Source organism: Halobacteriovorax sp. GFR8 (genome assembly GCF_050955245.1).
GTDB lineage: Bacteria > Bdellovibrionota > Bacteriovoracia > Bacteriovoracales > Bacteriovoracaceae > Halobacteriovorax_A.
In genome coordinates, this window is sequence record NZ_JBPBLR010000002.1 from 1,499,833 (window position 1) to 1,518,073 (window position 18,241).

Consider the following 18,241-nt stretch of genomic DNA (forward strand, 5'->3'; position numbering starts at 1 on the left):
ATATGAGCACTATTCCAAGTTTAAAAAAATTACCAATTATCGGCAGCATTGGAGAGTTAAACTTCAAAGATTGCCTTTTTAAACAGCTTAATGAGAAAAGTAATGAGCTTGGTGATTCATATCGATTTAAAATTTTTAATAAAGATATTGTTGTTATTGGAAATTATGATCTCTACAAAGACGTTATTGTAAAAAAAAGAAATACATTCTTAAAGGGAAGTACCCTTAACGAGATAAAGCATATTAATAAAGGTAGGGCCTCAATACTTGATGCCGATGGTAAACAATGGCAAGACTTAAGAGGGGAGTTAGTCAACTTTTTTACTCCCAAGGTTCTTGAGAATCTCTATACAATTACAAATCGTAGACTTGAAAAGGATCTTCCACTTCTTGGTAAAAACTCTCTTGTTGATGACGTCGAAGTTTTAATGGGAAAAATAGCTTTAGCGATTACAAGTGAATTCTTTATCGAACACGACTTTAAAATTCAAAAAGAAGAAATTACTAACTCAAAAGCTGAATGTGATAGTTTTTATTACTTCCAAAAATTTCTAATTGCTGAACTGACAAAACGTATGAATTATGGGCCGATGTGGAAGTACCTACCAACTTTGAGCAATTTTCGTTTTTCTAAATTCATCAAAGAGGGGAAACAATTTGTTCGCCAAAAAGTCGAAGAAGGAACTACGAGCTATACTTTAATTACTCACTTAAAGGATCAAGGCCTTGATACTGAAGCAATCATTGGCCAAATTTATGGGCTTGTCGGAGCATCGTTTGAGTCGACTGCTGTTTCTCTTACTTGGGCACTTTACTTTCTTGCCCAAAATGAAGAACTCCAAGATGAATTATATAAAGAATTAAGCTTATTAGATCTTACGAATTCAGATTCTATTATAAAAAATCAACTGCTAGAAAACCATGTCGCGGAGACTTTACGTTTAAGACCGGCCTTCCCTATTTTATTTAGAGAAGCCGTCGAAGATGAAGATTTAACCAATGGAGATATAAACTTCAAAGTAAAGAAAGGTACCATTGTTTTTTCTCTTCTTGGTAAAATCCTGAATAATCAGCAGATCTGGGGAGACGATCACAACCAATTTAACCCACACCGTTTTAACAACTTATCTAGTGAACAAAGAAAGGCCTATATACCGTATTCAACTGGAACACGAACTTGTCTTGGACGAGAGATGGCCAGCATCGAAGTAAAGCTTATTCTTGCACATATTCTAAGAAGTTATCGCGTAAAAGCGGCTTGTGATTTAAGTAAAGTGAAGCCAAAACAGAAGTTTGTCTTTAGTAGTGATCGTGAGATTTCTTTAGAATTTATCCGTCGGTAAATTAATTATATGTTAGAATTAAGGAGTGAAACACTTCTTAATTGCTTTTCTATTTCTTAATTCTTTTGCGGCCCAGAATTTGAGTCGAAAAGAAGTTGATATCAATAAAGATGGCAAAGTCGATCGTATTGAAATTCGCCGTGGAAAAGAGCTTATTGAGATTCAAGAAGATCGAAACGGTGATGGAAAATTTGAGTTTATTACTAAGTTCAATTTAAAAGGTATTTATAAACAAACTCTTCAAGATCTCAACGGCGATGGAAAAACTGACCGTAAGGTTAGTTACCGAAAGCTAAATGATTCACAGTTTCAGGCAACAATCGAAGTCGATAAGGATTTTGATGGTATCTTTGAAATCAAGTATAAAAACACACAAAGTCTCATTCAAAAACAGGAGTGTCACTTACCTCAAGCAAAGTCTGTTATAGGCGAGCTATCTGCTTTTGTTAATAAAGTGAGCGCAAGCTTTGATGACGGTTTCCTCCCAACTGATTTTGGGTATCGAATTGAAAATGCTTGTCTTTCAAAATGGGGACAAGACTTTCCAAATTTCTTAAAGAGCTCAATCGATGATGGTATTGCTTGTCTGAAAAAGCTAGGTAAAGGACTAAAGAAGCCTGTCGGTTCAACTCGCATAGCTTATGAACTTGAAGAGTTACTAAAGAATGAGGAAGTCACGATTATGTGTACCGACAAGTCTGATGATCCAGCTTATTGGGAAGGAACTCTTGCCTATGCTTCGGTTTCAGAGGAAACACAAGCGACTTTTGGTGGGAAAGTAAAGCACCCCTATATGGCAATTAATCCCAGTCAGCCATCTTCCTTAGAATTCACACCTGAAGGAGACGCTGAAAGAAAGGAGCTTAGAAAAACGCTTTTTCATGAACAGCTCCATAACCTAGGTTACTCTCATGGACAAGGATTCGAGTTCTCGTATGCTTGTGAAGACTGTTGCTTGTCTTATAAGGGAGACGAGGAGAATGCACGAGTGGATGCCGCTTGTCGTGTTTGTCAGGGTGATTATGTTAGTGAAAACGATATTCGCTATGTAAAAGACTTTCTCGATTATTCAAAACAAGCATATCTAACTAGAAATGGAATACGTGCAACAATTATCTACATAAAAGAAAATCCAGATAGTTTGGAGGCCCAGGCCTTATTAGCAAGTTCACAAGGTGAGTATTTTAATCCAATCGGTCTACATTTATCGACTCTAATCATCTCTGACTGGGGTGAAAAAATGTATGATAATGAAATGGCAAATAATCTTATTGATAAAATTGAAGCGCAAAGCTCTGTTGATTACGTGGCCTACCCTTCAGCACGTATCGTTGCCTCAGTTTTTCATGAAGCATATATCAAACAAGATCCTCAACAAACGCTTAAACTCTTAAAAGATAATATTGAATCAATTAAAACAAATCTTAATAAAAGAATGAATGATACTGACATGTACAATGATTATTACGCTTCTAGTGTAAAAGATTCTTTAAGTATCATTATTGATGATCTATATTTAAATGATCACCTAGGCCTTGGGACTAAACATACTATTGAGCTTCAAAAAATTCGTGACTCTCTAAAAAATGAAGAAGATTATTACTAATGTCACAAAATAAAATACTAATTTCATTCTCTGCTGTTCTCATTATAATTGTTGCTGTTGCCATTGGCTTCGGTAAGTATAAAGACCATATGGATTCGCAATTACTTGAAAAAAGCATCATTCATGGCCACGGCGAAAAAGCATTGGCCGAACTTCAAGGGTCTATTTCAAGATTAGATATATCTAATGAAGCAAAAACGATAATGAGTGAATCTCTATTGAAAGTCTTAACAGCTATTAAGGATCTTTATACTAGTGATGATAATGAAAGCAATATCTTATCAGTAAAGGTTCTACGCTGTTTTTATCGAGAATTAATGTACACTCAAAAGGAATTTCAGTTAGACACTTATAAACTAATGCCTCTCAAGAAGTCTTGGGATGAGATTCAGTATCCAAGAGGAGCTTCAAAAACTTTTCTTCAAAAGAAAATAGGACGTATAGGTGTTGCGGCAAAAATTAGTAATCAGTTTTGCTTTGATCAAGGACTGGCCACTAAGTTACGGCCAGAGCCGAGAACGAATAGAGAGGGCCTTAAGGGCCTATTTAATGGGTTAAATATTCTTAAAAGAGTCCTTTAACCGTTGTTTAAATTGTTCTGTGCCCGATGAGTTTCTTATGATTAAGTATCTCACTCTCCTTATATTTATGATTTCCTTCATCTTAGTTTCGGCCTTCTCATGTTCTAGTAACGAGAAAGGCGAAGTAAAAGATAGAACCCCCAGCTCCGAAGAACTCAGCGATTATGACAGGCTTGATCAAAATTGGCGTGATAGGGGAATTGAGGCCCGCGATAATCTTGGCATGATTGAAAACCGTTTTGGCCAACAAGATATGTGTATCAAGGATTTTGAAAGAGCATTTTATTATTTCGCAGTACCAGAGCATGCGTATGTCCTTAAGGCCAAACAGGCCACAGGTATGGTTTATACCTTCAATATCTTGCACGGCAGTGAGCTTCGCGATGACCCGACATTTCTAAAGATGACGATGGTGAATTTCTATTATGACACTAAGGGAGTTTTGATAAAAGTCGATGTTCCTATTCTGGCCCGTGGCTGGCGAATGCAAATGTCTTCAAAAACACCTAATGGATTCATGATCGACAATTCAAAATGTTATTACTTTATTAATATTAATGATCCTTTTGAGTCTGGTGTGCTTTCAGTAAAATCAAATGGAAAAGATATTTAATAATATACGTAGTTATAAAATTAAGAATTCTTAAATACTGACAATGCCTCCATTGGGCTAGTCTTTTTGAATGAAAGCTCAACTCTTAATATTTCTTGTTAGTTTTAGTACTCTTGCCTTGGAAGTCGATAGCTTCACTCATCGTGATGAGGCCATAAGTAAAGAAGATGCTTTAGCGCAAGTAAATAAGTACGTAAATAATAAGATAAGTTCTGCTGTAGCTGAAGCCAATCATGCAGATAGGATTTTTGGCCAGAGGTGTAGTAACTATACCATTCGTCGAAAGATTAAGAAGAAATTCGTTGCTAGCCTAAAGGGGATCTTTGTCACAGCTCCAATTCAGCGCTATATCGACAAAGGAAAAATTGGTAAGGAGTACTTGGTAAAAACTAGAAAGAAAGAATCTATTTATCGCTATATTCCACTTATCTATAAACCCATTCTAAACCTAACTCCTTACTCTCCATTACTTAAGGTAAACGATGCTCTTATTGGAAGCGATAAATTTAGTCACATGTTTAACTTAGGCTATCTATACTTTCGAAAAATGGAACATGGCCTAAGTATTAAAGAGATCCTTCGTTATGGAAAAAACTCAGAAAGGATCATGTGGGGTGGTTTCTTTAATGGCATTGTTTCAAATGGTGACCTAGTCGCAAATTTTCAAGGGATGCGTTTTTATCAGCACCTCTTTGGTAAAGGAATTGATCCCCTTACTAATGATGATTTAGAAGGCGATGGTATTATCAAGTGTATTAATGGAAAGTTTCAAGTCGTCGCCGAAATTGACATGGCCGAATTTGTTGATGATGGAATGGATGAAGGTATAAATTGTAATAGCTACACTTCAAACTTTATGCGAAAAAATATCAAGAAGGCCATGGATAAGATTCCTATGTCGTGTCCTGTTGAAGTCGATCAATGTGAGATCCTTGGAGAGAAGTACTCTCATCTTTCAAAGTATCTCCTATATAGCGAATGTCGTTAGTCTCATCATATTTACAATTTTTGGCACTTTTTAAATATGATACGTATTTTAAATTTAATTTGAGATTAAGGTTCTTTTGGGCAAACAGGCTCAAGTATTGAAAATTCTAGGGGAGCCTATTATCAAGTTTCCAGCAGGCCAATAGCTCTCGTTAAAAATTTTGATCTGGCGCTCTTTACAATAATAATTAAGTGTAGGGAGAGTTTATGAAAGAGATTAATAAGAAGGCTCAACTCGTTGGGGCCATTAGTGGCCTAATCAGTTTTTTTACATTTCGCTTTGTTGGAATAACGCCTTTTATTCCACTAACTTTAATCTTTCTAAGTTTTTTAACAATAATACTAATCGATAATAAGACACAAAAAATCGAAAGTGAAAAAGTAGATTTTAACCCAATAACTTTTTGGCGTTTTATGACCGCTTCAATATTATTAGGTCACGCTTTATGGGCAGCAATTGCTTTCGTTATGATGATAGGACGAGGAATGAGTTTACTTGAGCCCGAGTTTGTCTTGGGTAGTCTTATGAGCATTTCTTACTTTGTATTAAGTGGATTCCTTATAAAGAATAAGAGGCCACGTATCTCATGTGCTCTTTCAATTATTTGTGCCTTAATCTTTATGACACTCAATCTTACCTCATTAGCAGAACTTCGTTATCAAGCTTTTGCGTCACTTATTTATTTACATACTTTTATTAGGCTTATTCATATCGCTTCAGCAATCAGGCTCCTGTGGCTATTAGATGTCGATCATCGCATGAAACAATACGAGAAAAATACAGATGATAGTTTTGATGTCGCTTAAAAATATTTACCGTGACAAATTTTAATCTTAAAAACATGACATGTTTTTGAACAAAAAGTAACATGTAGTATATCTAGGCATAATTGGAGTTATGCCTAGATAATCAAAGATGAAATTCGACGTGGGGAAAAATTGAATTATTACCCATGTGAATGATAAAATAGAATGTAACCAAGGAGCGGTTATGAAAGAGCTTAGATCCCTGTCTGGCAGGACTTCAAAGCCTGAAACAACACCATTGATAGAAGCACCCAAATACGATGAATATGACATGCTTATCTTATCTCAAGGAAGTATGCACAGCGAATTCGCACATAAGCATGAAAATGAAGAAGTCATTCATAAGACCCTTATGATAAAGAATAAATATATTTCATGGGCCTATGATCTCGTCGCTTCAAAAGTAACAAGAAAGAGGCCAGGGCTTGGAACTATCCTTAAGACATTAGTTGAGCAATACGATAAGGAACTTGTAAGAAAGAAGAGGCTTCTCACTAAGCTTAGAAATCTGTTTGATCTCATTATTGATGATACAGAACTTCTTATCTCTAATAAGAAGCATGGACGCCATAGTCAGGCCCAGCACTACCAAGCACGTGTTTTGAAAGGTCGCCATATTTTTAAACGCCTACATTTTGAATTCATGTTTGATGAAGACGATCTCTTAGAAGTCTTTACGAAAAAGGAATTGGCACAAATTAACACTTGGGTTATCTCTCCTAAGGAAAATCTTCTAGAAGCACTTGAGTCGTGGTCAAAGAGTTATAAGCATACTGTGGATGAAAGGTCGTTTCAGTAATGGTTGAGATAAGCTACGCTAGATCAAGGGCCATAAGGCCTACTCGTGCCCAGTCGAAAATTAATGATATCTTTGAGGACTTCTTAACTAAGTCTAATTCAGCTCACACTAGAGATGCTTACAGACGCGACCTTAAGAAGTTTCTAACGTTTCTGAAAGGATTTGAAAGCTTTGGGGGCCTCTCTGATGTATCTCAGCGCCATATTTCGGCCTACCGTGACTATCTGTTGAAAAAAGAAGAACTAAAAGATGCAACTGTCGCAAGGCATTTGTCTTCCATAAAGCGCTTCTTTGACTTTTTAGTGGAAAAAGAGCTTTGCTATAAGAATCCTGCAACAGGTGTCTTTCGCCCTAAAGTCGTTATGGAAGTTAAGACAAATGACCTTAGTGCTAGTGAGGTTATGGACCTGTTTGAAAGTGTCACACAAACAAATCGTGATGGTAGCGACAATCTAAGCGGCGTTCTTCACTATACTGTTCTAAAAGTTATGTTCTATACCTTACTTAGAAAGTCGGAATTAATTGCACTTAAAGTAGGGGACTTTGCTAGTGATAATATCGGAAACTATCTTCACGTAAGAAGTAAGGGTGGAAAGAAGCAGAAGGTATATATCTCCGATGAAACCTTTAATGATATCAAACACTATATGGATGTCTTTAGCTCACGTCGTGAATTTCATGAAACTGAACCTCTATTTACTTCTGGACGTAAGTCTAGTGTGCTTAGGCCTCTTAATCGTAATACTATTGACCAAATCTTTCAGAAATATGCCAAGCTTGCGGGGATCAAGCATAGAATCTCGCCGCACTCATCTCGTGCTACTGGCATTGGAAACCTCTATGAGAATGGAGCTAGCCTTGAAGATCAGGCCACGTATGCCAGGCACTCTGACCCTCGTATGACCTTTCTCTATAATAAGCGTAGGAAAGAAAAGATTAATGAAATAGCAAATATTGTGAATTATCTCAGTGATAATCAAGCAGATGAAGAAGCCTCGAACTAAGTTCGAGGCCTTTGAATTTGTTAATTATTTTTCGTAACCGCGAGCTTCAATTTCTGCTCTTACGATCTTCTTAAAATCATATGCATCAATAACTCCGCCGTAAACAACTGTGAAGTATCTTGGATTTGACTGTAGCTCTCTAAATGTCACAGGATCTCTTTTTCCATTTAGTGCTGCTTGAAGAAATGTCTTATATCCTCTTGACTCTAGGTAAGCGATACCTTCCTCAGTTAAAACTGTATTTCTCTTATATCCTTCACAGAGTGATCTGCTGTCATTAAGGTCATTTAATACGTCTAAAAACTCTTCATTCGAAATTTTATAGCGTTTTGCAACTGAGCGTTTAAATCTTTTAAAGTCTTTTTTATGATCTTCACTATTTTCATTCATCGTCGACACGAATCTCTTATAGAATTTGTACGTTCCTTTGTAATGAATCGATTTATAAAGAACAAGAGGTGACATCAATACTGCAGCTAATGGTGACATGATGATTGAATAACCATCTCCACTGGCCCAAAGAAACTGAAACATATCTTTATACTCACTACCCATAACAGCTAAGACGTTTTTAGAAGCGTTCTCACTGTGTTGGATTGTTGTATTTTCATAAATTCCTACACAATTTGCTGAAACAGATGCTGAAAGTGTTGATACCAGTGCAAGTGCTAAGATTAATTTTTTCATGTTTTTCTCCTCGTTTGTTTTCTGTGAGGACAAAGTAATCGAATCCTCGATTTCTCTCATTTACATCAGGTGACGTTTTAAAAAAGTGTGTAAGCTTTACAATGATTTAAGATTTTTTAAGTACTTATGAAGATGAAATACACCGATTATCCATTCATGTCATATCTTGATCTATGTAGTGAATATAAGAAATCTCGTGAACTCTTCTTTAAGACTCACGACGATGCCGCTGATTTTGCCATAACTTTATTTAAAGGATTTAAGAGTTATTTAAGGATCGCTGAGAATGAGTATGATTTAATCAAGTTAGTGCCAACAATCCAATTTAGTGAGGAAGACGAAGGAGAGTATTTCTCTCCAATAGATGAAGATGTGTCCTATACTCCACATGGTGCAGTTAAGCTTGCTGATAATGGCTACTGGATTTTCTCAATTCTTCTAAGGCTTCATATGGATGGAAATAAAACTCTCCTGCCTGCAGAAAATATAAAATTTGATATTAGTTATAAAAGAGTTCAACAGACAGTCTATTTTAAATATGTGCAAGATAGGCCAGATATGCAAATCAAGTGCGAAGAGCTTGTGAGTTATATGAAAGAAAACGTCTATCCAGAAATGGAGAAGACCGTTGTTGAATTTTATCGCAGCCAAGTAAAATTCTTTCAACACGATAGAAGCCTAGAGCGAAAAATTGGGCTCATTCCTTAGCTATACTTAGAATGTTGGCAGCTTTTTCCGCATTACTCTCTATCATGGCCTACTCTCCTGAAGTACATCTCTTAAGGGCAATATTGTATTCCAGTCACTTAGCTTGATAACTTTAAAGGAAGCTAAAGTGACTTTTCTAATACTATGAATTGATACGCTAGAACTCCAAAAGAGGTTAAGATTAAATTATTGTTTTCTTAAGGGGGAGTTCTTGAAATATACAAGATTATTTGTATTTGTTGCGATTATTATCTTTGGACTTAGCTCATGCTCAAATCCATCTCGTAGGCCACTTGAAGTTTTAGATCATGAAAGACTTATTAACGTGACTGCTTACCGATCTTTCTCAATTGATTACTTTAGAATGTTGGCCAATGTGAAATATCAGTATTCTCAAATCCCAGTATCAAAATACCCAGAGCTTAAAAATAATTCGGCCTATTTATATTATAGTTCCTTGGATGCAGATAAATTGTATGCAAAGTTCAAGCAAAACCTCAAATCAAAAACGAAGCGAGATGAGACTTATAGCTTCGCTTATAAGCTAAGTGATTATCCTGCTTGGAAGAGTTATGAGCATAAACGAAACTTCTATAATAACATGAATGGAAATAAGATTGTAAAGAGCTTCAAGAAAGTTGACCAAAAAGCATATAAGAAGAAAATTGCATATGCCAAGAGAATCCTAGAGCTAGAGCTTTCTTTTATTGTTGCTGATGAAATTCTAAAAAAGACGACTGATCAGATTCCTCAATACGAAACAAAAACTTTTATGAAGATTAACTTCTCTAGTATGATGAAGGTTTCGAGAGAAATTTCGCTGCCGTATTACTTTCTTGTCATCAAAAGTATGAAAGATGAAGACATAGAGAAAATTATCAAAATCTATGAAGGCCCAGAGTTTAAACTCTACAAGAAGGTCTTAATTGATACGGTTATATCTGACTTAGAAGAACATAAGAAAAAAGGACTAAGAAATGAAGTCTAAACTGCTATTTTTTATCATGTTATTTTCATCACTATCATGTGCAACAAAAAAGCTCAGTGCTGAAAATGAGGCCAGCTATAAACGCGATCAGAGTCGCTTTTCAAAGGTATTGGTCATCCCTCGCTATTATAACGCTAAAGCAGATGGACACCGTAGCAACAAACCACTAGGTGTTTCATTAGGACTTAACCCGGTGGAGCTTAAGGACTTTGAAATTTGTAGCTTAAAAAGCTGTAAAAACAGAAAGGAAAGTAGAAGGCTTAAGATCACAATTGAAACATATCAAGAGGCCGGTCCAGCTTCATTCCTATCTGCTATGACTCTAACAGTTATTCCGGCCAAGGAAACCACATGGCTTAGGGCCACAACAGTCGTAGAAGATGCTAATGGCAATGAAATTGAACGTTTCAGTATTGCCGATGGACTCGAAACTTACTATCAAATCTTCTTCGCGTTCGCCATGCCTTTTCAAACCAACGCTTCTGGCGAGGTTGTGAATAATCTGATTGAGCGAAGCCTGCAGGTTGCGTATGATAAGAAGCTTATTTAAAAGTTAAAAGGGGCGCGGGTACAAATCGAGATATTAAAAACTTACATTGCGCTTATGATGAATATTGCTGTGTATTTCTCAAAAAATGACCAATAAATGGAGATAAGTTGAATTTTTAGCAGTGTCTTTGCTCTTTCTTAGGATAAAGTTGCGAGATCTAATAAAAATCTGGGGCTAAGTATTGGAAATCTCCATTGGTACCCGCGCCCCTAAAAATTTCTTTTACTAAATAACCGGCTTAAACCTTACTTCATCGAGAACCTTGTTTAACTCTCCAATAATGAAGTCTTGATTTAGCGTATTTTCAAAAAGGATATAATCCTTAGGCATAAGCTTAAGTTCGTTTTTTATCTTAACTTCTTTAGTCTCAACAGCGCCGCCTTCATAAGACATTTTCTTCACTTTAAACTCAAAGCTTAGATTTAAGTTATTCTCAACACATGACATCCCCAGATTCATCGTCTGAATACTTGTCCAGTCTTTAATATCTGGTGGCGTTACCTTGGCCTGTACTAGGCCGGCCTTATTCTTTAAAGGTTTAAACTTGAACTTCAGGAAGTTTTCAAAGATTTCAATGAAGCTTAGAATATTCTTATTTGGGAGGATATCAAGTTGAAGATGGCCACATTCAAATGGAGAATCAAGATCGCCACAGACAACATAAAGGGAAGTGGCCTTCTCTGTAATAAGACAGTTTTCAGCAAGTTTAAAGCTAAAGCTTGTCTGCTCACCGCCTGCTTCAACTGTTTCAATAACTTTAAAAGCGGACTCATCCTTGGCCTTAAATTTCTTCATATTGACTTCACAGAGGTGGATACCTATTTTCGATAGATCGGCTTGTCCATGGGCCTTAATCGTAAGCTCTCCGTTTATCAACTCGCCCTGGGGCCAGCTTTCGCCAGCAAGCTCTAAATTCAACTCTAATGGTTTTAAGAAGAATGTTCCTCTCATAATATTTGCCTTTTCTTAATTTAGGTTAAAAATACTATTCTACTTCAAATAAGAGGTACATGCCACCTCGATACATTTTTTTATAACCAACTAAGTTTGTTGTAAACTTTGATGTGAATGGTTATAGTAAGATTGAATTTATCAGGTCAGCTATAAATATTGGCCGTTTTTATGTGGAATTTAGTATGAGTATAAAAAGAATAAATAGTGATAATTTTGAATCTGTCGTATCTAGTGAAAGAGGTGTTTTCGTTATCAAGTTTTTCTCTGATACTTGTGGCCCATGTAAAACAATGGCACCTGTGTTTGAAGCCCTGAATGAAAACAATCCAGACGTGAATGTTTATGAAGTAAATACCATGGAGAGCCCTGAAATTGCGCAAAATTTTGGTGTTCGTGGCGTTCCTTACACGGCCATTTGTGAAAACCGAGAAGTTCTTTATGACTTCACAGGACTTACGCCCCTAGGGAAAATTCAATACGTGATAAACAATATCAATGATTCTCACTTTCGCTTAACAGGTGAGTTCAAAGAACCGGAGATAAAGAAGAGTTACTTCTTTGAGGCAATCGTCATTAGTTTGCTAGTGGCCTTTGCTTTGGCCATCTTTCTTGCTGGGTAAAGTCCCAAGTAAGTAAACCTTACACGCCCCGTTTATTATTTACAATAAACATTCTAGAGTGCTGTAGTTTGAAATTTTATATACTTTTGGGGGAGAACTTTTGATGTTCACAAATATAGCTATTTTTACTATTGCAACTTTTCTTTCTTTTGGTGTTTTTGCACAGGAAAATTGTACTGAAGTTAATAACGTGACTGAAGCTCAGGTGGAGTGTGCCCTTGAAACTGCACCTAATTCATTAGCTAATTCTAGTGCCTCTTTTGCAAAAGTAATAAATCTATGTCGAAAATACTCACTTGATATTGAGAATATAAAGTGTGGATTAGATATATCTCCAGCAAATCCAAGTATCGGAGTTGAGCTGTGCCTGAATTATACTCAAGAGCAAAGAGAGTGCGGTAAAAATCTTGTATTCAAAAACTCAAATATGACAATCGTTTCGGCGGTTAAATATTGCTCTAATGAAAGTCAAGGGTCTTTAGATTGTGCGACTGAATTATCTAATTCGAAATCAATCTGGATTCCAAACTCTTTTAAAGATAATCTAAAAACATGTAAGAAGCATTCATCTGAAACTATTGACTGTGCAGTCGCGACAGCTTCTATCGTTTCGTCCGAATACGGTTTCGATTACAACTTAATGATGTGTCAAAAGCACGACTATGAAACTGTAAACTGTGTTGGACAGCTTTTTTTCCAGTCAACATTTGGAAGACTTCTAGCTCTGCACTTTGATGTTGGAGCCCTTTGTGAGACGCCAGGTGAGAAGATGACTCGTTGTGCAGTTAAATATGTAGAAGATAATGCTTCAACAAATGATTTACTGAGCACAAAAAGTTTAAAGAATATTCTGATTAAGGGATACTCTGAATGTATGTAAATCTCTCAAAGGGAATATAAACTTTTCATTAAGTTTACTAAGCAATGAGAAGTTTGCTAGTTATTGCTTATGAAAACAATTATTTTCACCTTTATCTCCATTCTTTTGGCCACGCATTCGTTTGCTGCAAATGATTGTGCTGAACTAAATGACGATTGTGCATACTACAGTTGTATCGAAAAAGAGCGAGTATGTGGAAAGCGTGGTTATCCTTTGGCCTTTGGGCAAAAATATTGTAATAAATTCGATTCTAGGATCGAGAAGTTTTCTGAAGATGGTAAGAAATGGGTTGAGAATGTTAAGGCCTGTCTAATCTCAGGCATGAATGAAATTTCAGCCGAGACAACTTGCCGAGATTTCAAGAAGACGGCCATCTCTCATCACGTTCCATGTTATCTGAGTGCTGGTTACTGCGAGCTTAGTAAAAAAGATAAAAACCAAGTCATAAGAATTGTCAGAGCGTCGGCCTGGAGAATTGATATCATTCTTGCTGGCTACCAAGTCATTTCAAGCTGCATGAGTGATCACTGATGGAATTGCTCCTTTAAGGACTTAATCCAGGCCTGAGCATTTCGAGATAGGTGATAATTCTTCTTAGTTACTAACTTAAGAGGGAAGTGAAACGTTCCCTTTGGATAGAGTCTTTTAAGCTTTCGCTCTTTAAGCTCTTTTTCAACCATTATGGAAGGTAAAATCGAGACACCTAGGCCTTCTAACACCATTTCCTTATGAGAAGTTAAACTATTGGATGAAATCGTTATTTTGACGTTTTTAAAGTCCTTATTCATCTTTGTAATTGTCGGGTATTTCTTCGTTGTGATATCATCCACTTCACGTGAACCAATAAAAGATCTTATAACATCCAAATTCTTATGTTCTGATGCCTTTATGACAAGATCATAGGGAATTGATGCCACTTCTTCTAGTTCAAGCTTATGAGCGTATTTGGCCATGTCTGGCGTATGAAAAAATAGTCCAAATTCAAACTCTCCATCTTCAATCTTATTAAATAAGTCAGATGAGAAGCTTGTGAAACACGCTGGTTGTACCTGCGGATATTCAATTAAGAACTCTTTTAAAATTCGAGGAACAAAGTGTGCTGCGATTGGCTCACTGGCACAAAACTTCAAAGGCCCAGAGCATTCAAATTTTCCGTCACTTGCGATTGTTTCAATATCTTCAATGGACTTAAAGATTTCGTCACATTTCTTATAAATCTCTAGGCCAATATCAGTTAGGGTAGTTTTGCGCTTTTCACGGTTTAAGAGCTTAACTCCTAATTGATCTTCTAGAAGCGCAACGGTCTTACTAATTGATGGCTGCTGGACGTACAACTTCTTAGAGGCCTTTGTGAATCCTCCATACTTTGCAACGTAGTAGAAATGCTTTAAATGACCTAATTCCATAAGATTTCCTATTATTCATATTTAGAATGATAATTATATTTATTATATATTATATCTATTAATTGGTTTCAACTATAAATACTTCAACTTGTAACTAATAGGAGAGTTTATGAAGGTTTTGGCCGCTTTATTTATTGTAAATTTATTAACTTTTACGAATGCATATGCATCAGGCTGTTTTGGATATAATGAGTATGTAACTTCAATTAGACCAGGGTATCTCACAACGGCCAAAGCTTATCGTGAAAGCCTGCAGATCAAGAGCGTCTACACTAATGTTTCAAATATCGTATTTTGGGCACAAGTAAATGATGAAAAGGTCTTCTTTCAGTCGAAATTTATGGAGCCTTCACTAGCGCAAAAAGCTTATGATTTCATCACTAACAAATTAGATGAAACACTGGAGTTGATTGCACAATTTAATGAAGTAGAATTTGAAATCTATGATGACTGTGATGACTACCGCGAATATGTCACACGAAACCAATACGTATTGAAGATAGATTTCAATGGATATACTGCCATTGAGTTTAAGAATTTGTAGGGGAGACAGGCCGTTAAATATATGGACATAGCTAAAAACATTACAAATATGGCCTTTGGATTGAGGAATTCTGGCATAGTAAATAAAATATTGTAATTTTAGTCAATAGGAGTCTCATTTGAAAAAATTATTAGTTTTAATTTCGACATTATGTGCACTTAACGTTTTTGCAAGTCAGTCGCTAAACCAATTTCCATTAAATTGTGGAATTTTTGAAGGTAATGATATGAATGCCGTTGAAGGTAAGTATACTTGTGATCAGTACCGAATTATTGCTTTTACATTATCGGGCGATGGTTCAATCAAGAAGAATGCGTTAAACGCAAAATGCTACTCGAGTTATGGTGATGCTTATTCAGACTACGAGAAATATCGTTCGATTGATGTGTGTAAGTAGAAAGAAATAAAATTCTAAACGATATATTTAAGGCAGAGATTTTTCTCTGCTTTTTTTATGTCTAAATATTAGGGCACGAAATATAAACTAAATTAAACTCTTAATTTTTGAAACTCTCAAAAAGCCTTGGTATTCTTTCATTTACATGGAGGTGCTTTTAAGAAACAAAAAAGACGCAGATAAGAAATATAATGAACTACATAGAATAATTTATGGATATAAAGCTTTCAGAGAGTGACTTATTTAGACGGGATTGAGTACTATAGGGGAAAATATTTTATATCATATAATATCAGTTATATGGGGTAAGGCTATATTCTAACTTATGATAATGATTATAACCCCAATTATCACTATCTACATCTAGGCAATATTTGACATAAAAAACGCGACAACTTGGTCGCGTAATTTATTTGAAGCTCTTAGAATCGATTTTAGAACGTCACTTTTTTTGTATTATTTCTAACGACAGAAATTTGTCAGTTGATATAACTTCTCGCATGCTCTTGCTGCTGAGAAACAATCTGACATATCACGTGAGATAAACATCTGTGATCCACATGAAACTTGACCTAGGTCTTCAACAAATATTTCATGTGTTTTTTCTTCCACTAAGCGGCCTTTGAAATATGCGCTCATTTTAATGATATTTTTACCCGTGTGTAGCACAGGTTTTTTTCGCAAGTTTTTTTGCCAAAGATTCAGTGATTTTTTCGTGCGCTGACTAGTCATATCGTAACGGAGAGTTTTTGATTTTTTTCTGCCTTTTTCATCCGTATATGACACGATGATTTTATCGGCCTCCAAATTTTGGCCCACAATGAAGTCTTCAAATCTTACGGGATATAGATGTCGCGTTTTGCATCCGAATGCCTTTACGGCCTGATTTGAGCCGTTGTCACATTTGATCCCAACACCACCAATTAAAGTGGCCGCTTCATAGGTATTTTGTTTCGTATTTTCGAAATTTAGTGCGTATGAGTAACAGCTAAAAATAGCAGATAAAATAACTAGGGAAAGTTTCATGAAAAATCCTTCTTTTATAAAACAATAAGTAAGCAAAAATTATTTCATAAAAGAAGGGGATTTTTCAATCACTATTTTAGACACCAATAACGATATCGTCGTCACCAGGTGCTTGTTTCACATCAAAGCATTCTACACGGTATAGGTGATCGTTTGACTCTCCTACTGATTTACGATTTTTAGCACGATCATAATGACGTGGACTATAAAGAACACGGGCCGAAATTGGCCAGCTGGCCTCAGTAATACCATAACCTCGGTCATCAGTTTCAACCACTGACCATTTTAAGTAACCGTTTCCACCAATGATAACGTTAGAAAAAAGCGCACGGCCATTGCCATAGTCCATAAGCATCTTCAGGTCTGGGCCAGTAATATTATTATATTGTTCGTGAAATACTGAGTTAATAAGACGCCCAGCATAGGCACGATATGAAACTGGGTTGACCTTTTTTTCAAAGATGTCCACTTGGCAACGAAATGCGATGTGATTTGTTGTACCAAAGTCAACGGTTGCTGCGATTGTTGATACTGCGGAAATAAGCGTTAATGCAATCGAGATTTTAGTTAAAATCTTCATTTGTCCCCCAACTGTAAATAATATTTAACAATTATTATTCAATTGGAGGCGAAGTTCATAGTTAAGAAAACTTAAAATTTACTTATCAGTTGGATTCAGATTTAGATATAGATTCCCACGAAATAGGCTCATGGCGCCACTAAGCGTATCCCCTACCTGATACTTACAATTAGTCCCGACATAGCGTACACCACGCATTAGAAGCTCACTTTCAGATAATGGGTTTAGATAAGCTCCCATCCATACATCAGGATACTTTGTGCGAATGTGACAACCGTAGTCTGTGGCGGTTACTTCTGTAATTTCAGCAACTCCCTGGGCCTCTTCATACTCATAGTCATACTGATATTCATAGCGCTCAGCTTGATAAGACTTAAACCAGCAATTTGGCCTTGGTTGATTTAAAAGACCGGCCTTAAGTGTGTCCACGCGGCATTGATTTTGAGGGTAATCATTAAAGATTGTGACCTTTGAGATATGATCTGATTTTGCATTGATATCACTTCCTGGATAAATCACAGAAGCATCTCTAATGGCACCAAGTCCTCTTAGACACAATTTATCGTCCTTACATTGCGAAAGCTTTTCTGAGCTAATACCACTAATATCTACATTCTCTGCGCTATTGGCGACAAAGTATTTTTTCAAGCATTCATTCGTTGCAAAGTAATCAGACTGGGCCTCACTTGAGTATTTCTGTGTCGGCATCACTTTCGGATAACCTCCGATAATATGGCCAACTTCATGACAAGCAATAAGAGCAAAAGCATCTTTGGAAAGCTTATTTTTGCGAACAAACTCTCCGTGAAAACTAAAGCGCACAGATTCAGAGTGTCTTTTATATCCAACTGATGCATTTAGGGTTTTTGACTCCCAATTAATGTCGACTTGGCGATTCTTACCTTGTGGTAACTTTTGGTCGTAGATACTAAGAACGCTTTCGATGACCTCGCGAAACTCTCCCTCTGAAGTGATCACATTAGAGGCCAATAAATTAGTTGAGATAAGGCAAGTTGCTGCAAGTAAGATTGTTTTCATTCTATCTGTATAACAGATAATCTGAACGCAATGAGTAATATTGAAATCTATATATAGTGGTGTACAGATTTTGTTGATGCTAAATGGTGCTGAAAATCCCCTATTTTGACCCTTATATTGACC

The 18,241-nt window shown here is 36.2% G+C and carries 22 protein-coding genes; 16 read left to right on the forward strand and 6 right to left on the reverse strand.

Going from position 1 to position 18,241, the window contains the following annotated elements:
- The first annotated feature begins 2 nt into the window (after positions 1-2).
- The 8 genes from ACRXC1_RS07705 to ACRXC1_RS07740 all read left to right on the forward strand — a co-directional run bounded on the left by ACRXC1_RS07705 (position 3) and on the right by ACRXC1_RS07740 (position 7,740).
- Positions 3-1,343, forward strand: a complete 1,341-nt coding sequence (locus ACRXC1_RS07705; RefSeq protein WP_433657800.1) for a cytochrome P450 — start codon at positions 3-5, stop codon at positions 1,341-1,343.
- A gap of 25 nt (positions 1,344-1,368) precedes the next feature.
- Positions 1,369-2,949, forward strand: a complete 1,581-nt coding sequence (locus ACRXC1_RS07710) for an FG-GAP repeat domain-containing protein (protein WP_433657802.1) — start codon at positions 1,369-1,371, stop codon at positions 2,947-2,949.
- Complete coding sequence (locus ACRXC1_RS07715; protein WP_433657804.1) at positions 2,949-3,530, forward strand: hypothetical protein; 582 nt, start codon at positions 2,949-2,951, stop codon at positions 3,528-3,530. Before ACRXC1_RS07710 ends, ACRXC1_RS07715 begins: the two co-directional genes overlap by 1 nt.
- A 37-nt stretch (positions 3,531-3,567) precedes the next feature.
- The gene (locus ACRXC1_RS07720; protein ID WP_392908379.1) at positions 3,568-4,143 is read left to right on the forward strand and encodes a hypothetical protein; all 576 of its coding nucleotides are present in this window, start codon (positions 3,568-3,570) and stop codon (positions 4,141-4,143) included.
- Positions 4,144-4,213: 70 nt separating this feature from the next.
- Positions 4,214-5,131: a hypothetical protein gene (locus tag ACRXC1_RS07725; RefSeq protein WP_433657806.1), complete on the forward strand. Its 918-nt coding sequence runs from the start codon at positions 4,214-4,216 to the stop codon at positions 5,129-5,131.
- 206 nt (positions 5,132-5,337) lie between these two features.
- Positions 5,338-5,937: a hypothetical protein gene (locus ACRXC1_RS07730; RefSeq protein ID WP_433657808.1), complete on the forward strand. Its 600-nt coding sequence runs from the start codon at positions 5,338-5,340 to the stop codon at positions 5,935-5,937.
- 184 nt (positions 5,938-6,121) lie between these two features.
- The gene (locus tag ACRXC1_RS07735) at positions 6,122-6,736 is read left to right on the forward strand and encodes a hypothetical protein (RefSeq protein ID WP_393061051.1); all 615 of its coding nucleotides are present in this window, start codon (positions 6,122-6,124) and stop codon (positions 6,734-6,736) included.
- Complete coding sequence (locus ACRXC1_RS07740; protein WP_433657810.1) at positions 6,736-7,740, forward strand: tyrosine-type recombinase/integrase; 1,005 nt, start codon at positions 6,736-6,738, stop codon at positions 7,738-7,740. The genes ACRXC1_RS07735 and ACRXC1_RS07740 overlap by 1 nt, the downstream gene beginning before the upstream one ends.
- Positions 7,741-7,764: 24 nt before the next feature.
- Here ACRXC1_RS07740 and ACRXC1_RS07745 read toward each other — a convergent pair whose 3' ends face one another.
- A complete protein-coding gene (locus tag ACRXC1_RS07745; protein ID WP_433657812.1) occupies positions 7,765-8,427 on the reverse strand; it encodes a hypothetical protein in 663 nt (220 codons plus the stop codon).
- A 156-nt stretch (positions 8,428-8,583) separates the two neighbouring features.
- On the opposite strand from ACRXC1_RS07745, the gene ACRXC1_RS07750 reads away from it, so the two are divergent.
- The 3 genes from ACRXC1_RS07750 (at position 8,584) to ACRXC1_RS07760 (ending at position 10,673) form a co-directional block, all read left to right on the forward strand.
- Positions 8,584-9,135, forward strand: a complete 552-nt coding sequence (locus tag ACRXC1_RS07750) for a hypothetical protein (RefSeq protein ID WP_433657814.1) — start codon at positions 8,584-8,586, stop codon at positions 9,133-9,135.
- A gap of 211 nt (positions 9,136-9,346) precedes the next feature.
- Positions 9,347-10,123: a hypothetical protein gene (locus ACRXC1_RS07755; RefSeq protein WP_433657816.1), complete on the forward strand. Its 777-nt coding sequence runs from the start codon at positions 9,347-9,349 to the stop codon at positions 10,121-10,123.
- Entirely contained in the window at positions 10,113-10,673 is a 561-nt protein-coding gene (locus tag ACRXC1_RS07760; RefSeq protein ID WP_433657818.1) for a hypothetical protein, read from the forward strand. The genes ACRXC1_RS07755 and ACRXC1_RS07760 overlap by 11 nt, the downstream gene beginning before the upstream one ends.
- A 225-nt stretch (positions 10,674-10,898) precedes the next feature.
- Here the strand turns inward: ACRXC1_RS07760 and ACRXC1_RS07765 are convergent, their stop codons facing one another.
- On the reverse strand, positions 10,899-11,624 hold the full coding sequence (locus ACRXC1_RS07765; protein WP_433657820.1) for a hypothetical protein: 726 nt from the start codon (positions 11,622-11,624) through the stop codon (positions 10,899-10,901).
- A 185-nt stretch (positions 11,625-11,809) separates the two neighbouring features.
- On the opposite strand from ACRXC1_RS07765, the gene ACRXC1_RS07770 reads away from it, so the two are divergent.
- From ACRXC1_RS07770 to ACRXC1_RS07780, 3 genes are all read left to right on the forward strand, one after another.
- On the forward strand, positions 11,810-12,247 hold the full coding sequence (locus tag ACRXC1_RS07770; protein ID WP_433657822.1) for a thioredoxin family protein: 438 nt from the start codon (positions 11,810-11,812) through the stop codon (positions 12,245-12,247).
- A 103-nt stretch (positions 12,248-12,350) separates the two neighbouring features.
- Complete coding sequence (locus ACRXC1_RS07775; RefSeq protein WP_433657824.1) at positions 12,351-13,127, forward strand: hypothetical protein; 777 nt, start codon at positions 12,351-12,353, stop codon at positions 13,125-13,127.
- A gap of 69 nt (positions 13,128-13,196) precedes the next feature.
- Entirely contained in the window at positions 13,197-13,658 is a 462-nt protein-coding gene (locus ACRXC1_RS07780) for a hypothetical protein (protein WP_433657826.1), read from the forward strand.
- Here the strand turns inward: ACRXC1_RS07780 and ACRXC1_RS07785 are convergent.
- Positions 13,652-14,533, reverse strand: a complete 882-nt coding sequence (locus ACRXC1_RS07785; RefSeq protein ID WP_433657828.1) for a LysR family transcriptional regulator — start codon at positions 14,531-14,533, stop codon at positions 13,652-13,654. The two genes, ACRXC1_RS07780 and ACRXC1_RS07785, sit on opposite strands and share 7 nt — an antisense overlap.
- A gap of 109 nt (positions 14,534-14,642) precedes the next feature.
- Between ACRXC1_RS07785 and ACRXC1_RS07790 the strand changes: the two genes are divergently transcribed.
- The gene (locus ACRXC1_RS07790; RefSeq protein WP_433657830.1) at positions 14,643-15,077 is read left to right on the forward strand and encodes a hypothetical protein; all 435 of its coding nucleotides are present in this window, start codon (positions 14,643-14,645) and stop codon (positions 15,075-15,077) included.
- A gap of 118 nt (positions 15,078-15,195) precedes the next feature.
- A complete protein-coding gene (locus ACRXC1_RS07795; RefSeq protein ID WP_433657832.1) occupies positions 15,196-15,474 on the forward strand; it encodes a hypothetical protein in 279 nt (92 codons plus the stop codon).
- Positions 15,475-15,936: 462 nt separating this feature from the next.
- Here ACRXC1_RS07795 and ACRXC1_RS07800 read toward each other — a convergent pair whose 3' ends face one another.
- The 3 genes from ACRXC1_RS07800 to ACRXC1_RS07810 all read right to left on the reverse strand — a co-directional run bounded on the left by ACRXC1_RS07800 (position 15,937) and on the right by ACRXC1_RS07810 (position 18,118).
- Entirely contained in the window at positions 15,937-16,500 is a 564-nt protein-coding gene (locus ACRXC1_RS07800; protein WP_433657834.1) for a hypothetical protein, read from the reverse strand.
- 76 nt (positions 16,501-16,576) lie between these two features.
- Positions 16,577-17,080, reverse strand: a complete 504-nt coding sequence (locus ACRXC1_RS07805; protein ID WP_433657836.1) for a hypothetical protein — start codon at positions 17,078-17,080, stop codon at positions 16,577-16,579.
- Between the two features lie 78 nt (positions 17,081-17,158).
- Complete coding sequence (locus ACRXC1_RS07810) at positions 17,159-18,118, reverse strand: hypothetical protein (protein ID WP_433657838.1); 960 nt, start codon at positions 18,116-18,118, stop codon at positions 17,159-17,161.
- Positions 18,119-18,241 lie beyond the last annotated feature (123 nt).

Excerpts from the sequence above, each read along its gene's own strand:
- ACRXC1_RS07705 (WP_433657800.1), top strand. The coding sequence starts at position 3 with ATGAGCACTATTCCAAGTTTAAAAAAATTACCAATTATCGGCAGCATT.
- ACRXC1_RS07715 (WP_433657804.1), top strand. The coding sequence starts at position 2,949 with ATGTCACAAAATAAAATACTAATTTCATTCTCTGCTGTTCTCATTATA.
- ACRXC1_RS07720 (WP_392908379.1), top strand. The coding sequence starts at position 3,568 with ATGATTAAGTATCTCACTCTCCTTATATTTATGATTTCCTTCATCTTA.
- ACRXC1_RS07725 (WP_433657806.1), top strand. The coding sequence starts at position 4,214 with ATGAAAGCTCAACTCTTAATATTTCTTGTTAGTTTTAGTACTCTTGCC.
- ACRXC1_RS07730 (WP_433657808.1), top strand. The coding sequence starts at position 5,338 with ATGAAAGAGATTAATAAGAAGGCTCAACTCGTTGGGGCCATTAGTGGC.
- ACRXC1_RS07735 (WP_393061051.1), top strand. The coding sequence starts at position 6,122 with ATGAAAGAGCTTAGATCCCTGTCTGGCAGGACTTCAAAGCCTGAAACA.
- ACRXC1_RS07740 (WP_433657810.1), top strand. The coding sequence starts at position 6,736 with ATGGTTGAGATAAGCTACGCTAGATCAAGGGCCATAAGGCCTACTCGT.
- ACRXC1_RS07745 (WP_433657812.1), bottom strand. The coding sequence starts at position 8,427 with ATGAAAAAATTAATCTTAGCACTTGCACTGGTATCAACACTTTCAGCA.
- ACRXC1_RS07750 (WP_433657814.1), top strand. The coding sequence starts at position 8,584 with ATGTCATATCTTGATCTATGTAGTGAATATAAGAAATCTCGTGAACTC.
- ACRXC1_RS07760 (WP_433657818.1), top strand. The coding sequence starts at position 10,113 with ATGAAGTCTAAACTGCTATTTTTTATCATGTTATTTTCATCACTATCA.
- ACRXC1_RS07765 (WP_433657820.1), bottom strand. The coding sequence starts at position 11,624 with ATGAGAGGAACATTCTTCTTAAAACCATTAGAGTTGAATTTAGAGCTT.
- ACRXC1_RS07770 (WP_433657822.1), top strand. The coding sequence starts at position 11,810 with ATGAGTATAAAAAGAATAAATAGTGATAATTTTGAATCTGTCGTATCT.
- ACRXC1_RS07775 (WP_433657824.1), top strand. The coding sequence starts at position 12,351 with ATGTTCACAAATATAGCTATTTTTACTATTGCAACTTTTCTTTCTTTT.
- ACRXC1_RS07780 (WP_433657826.1), top strand. The coding sequence starts at position 13,197 with ATGAAAACAATTATTTTCACCTTTATCTCCATTCTTTTGGCCACGCAT.
- ACRXC1_RS07785 (WP_433657828.1), bottom strand. The coding sequence starts at position 14,533 with ATGGAATTAGGTCATTTAAAGCATTTCTACTACGTTGCAAAGTATGGA.
- ACRXC1_RS07790 (WP_433657830.1), top strand. The coding sequence starts at position 14,643 with ATGAAGGTTTTGGCCGCTTTATTTATTGTAAATTTATTAACTTTTACG.
- ACRXC1_RS07800 (WP_433657834.1), bottom strand. The coding sequence starts at position 16,500 with ATGAAACTTTCCCTAGTTATTTTATCTGCTATTTTTAGCTGTTACTCA.
- ACRXC1_RS07805 (WP_433657836.1), bottom strand. The coding sequence starts at position 17,080 with ATGAAGATTTTAACTAAAATCTCGATTGCATTAACGCTTATTTCCGCA.
- ACRXC1_RS07810 (WP_433657838.1), bottom strand. The coding sequence starts at position 18,118 with ATGAAAACAATCTTACTTGCAGCAACTTGCCTTATCTCAACTAATTTA.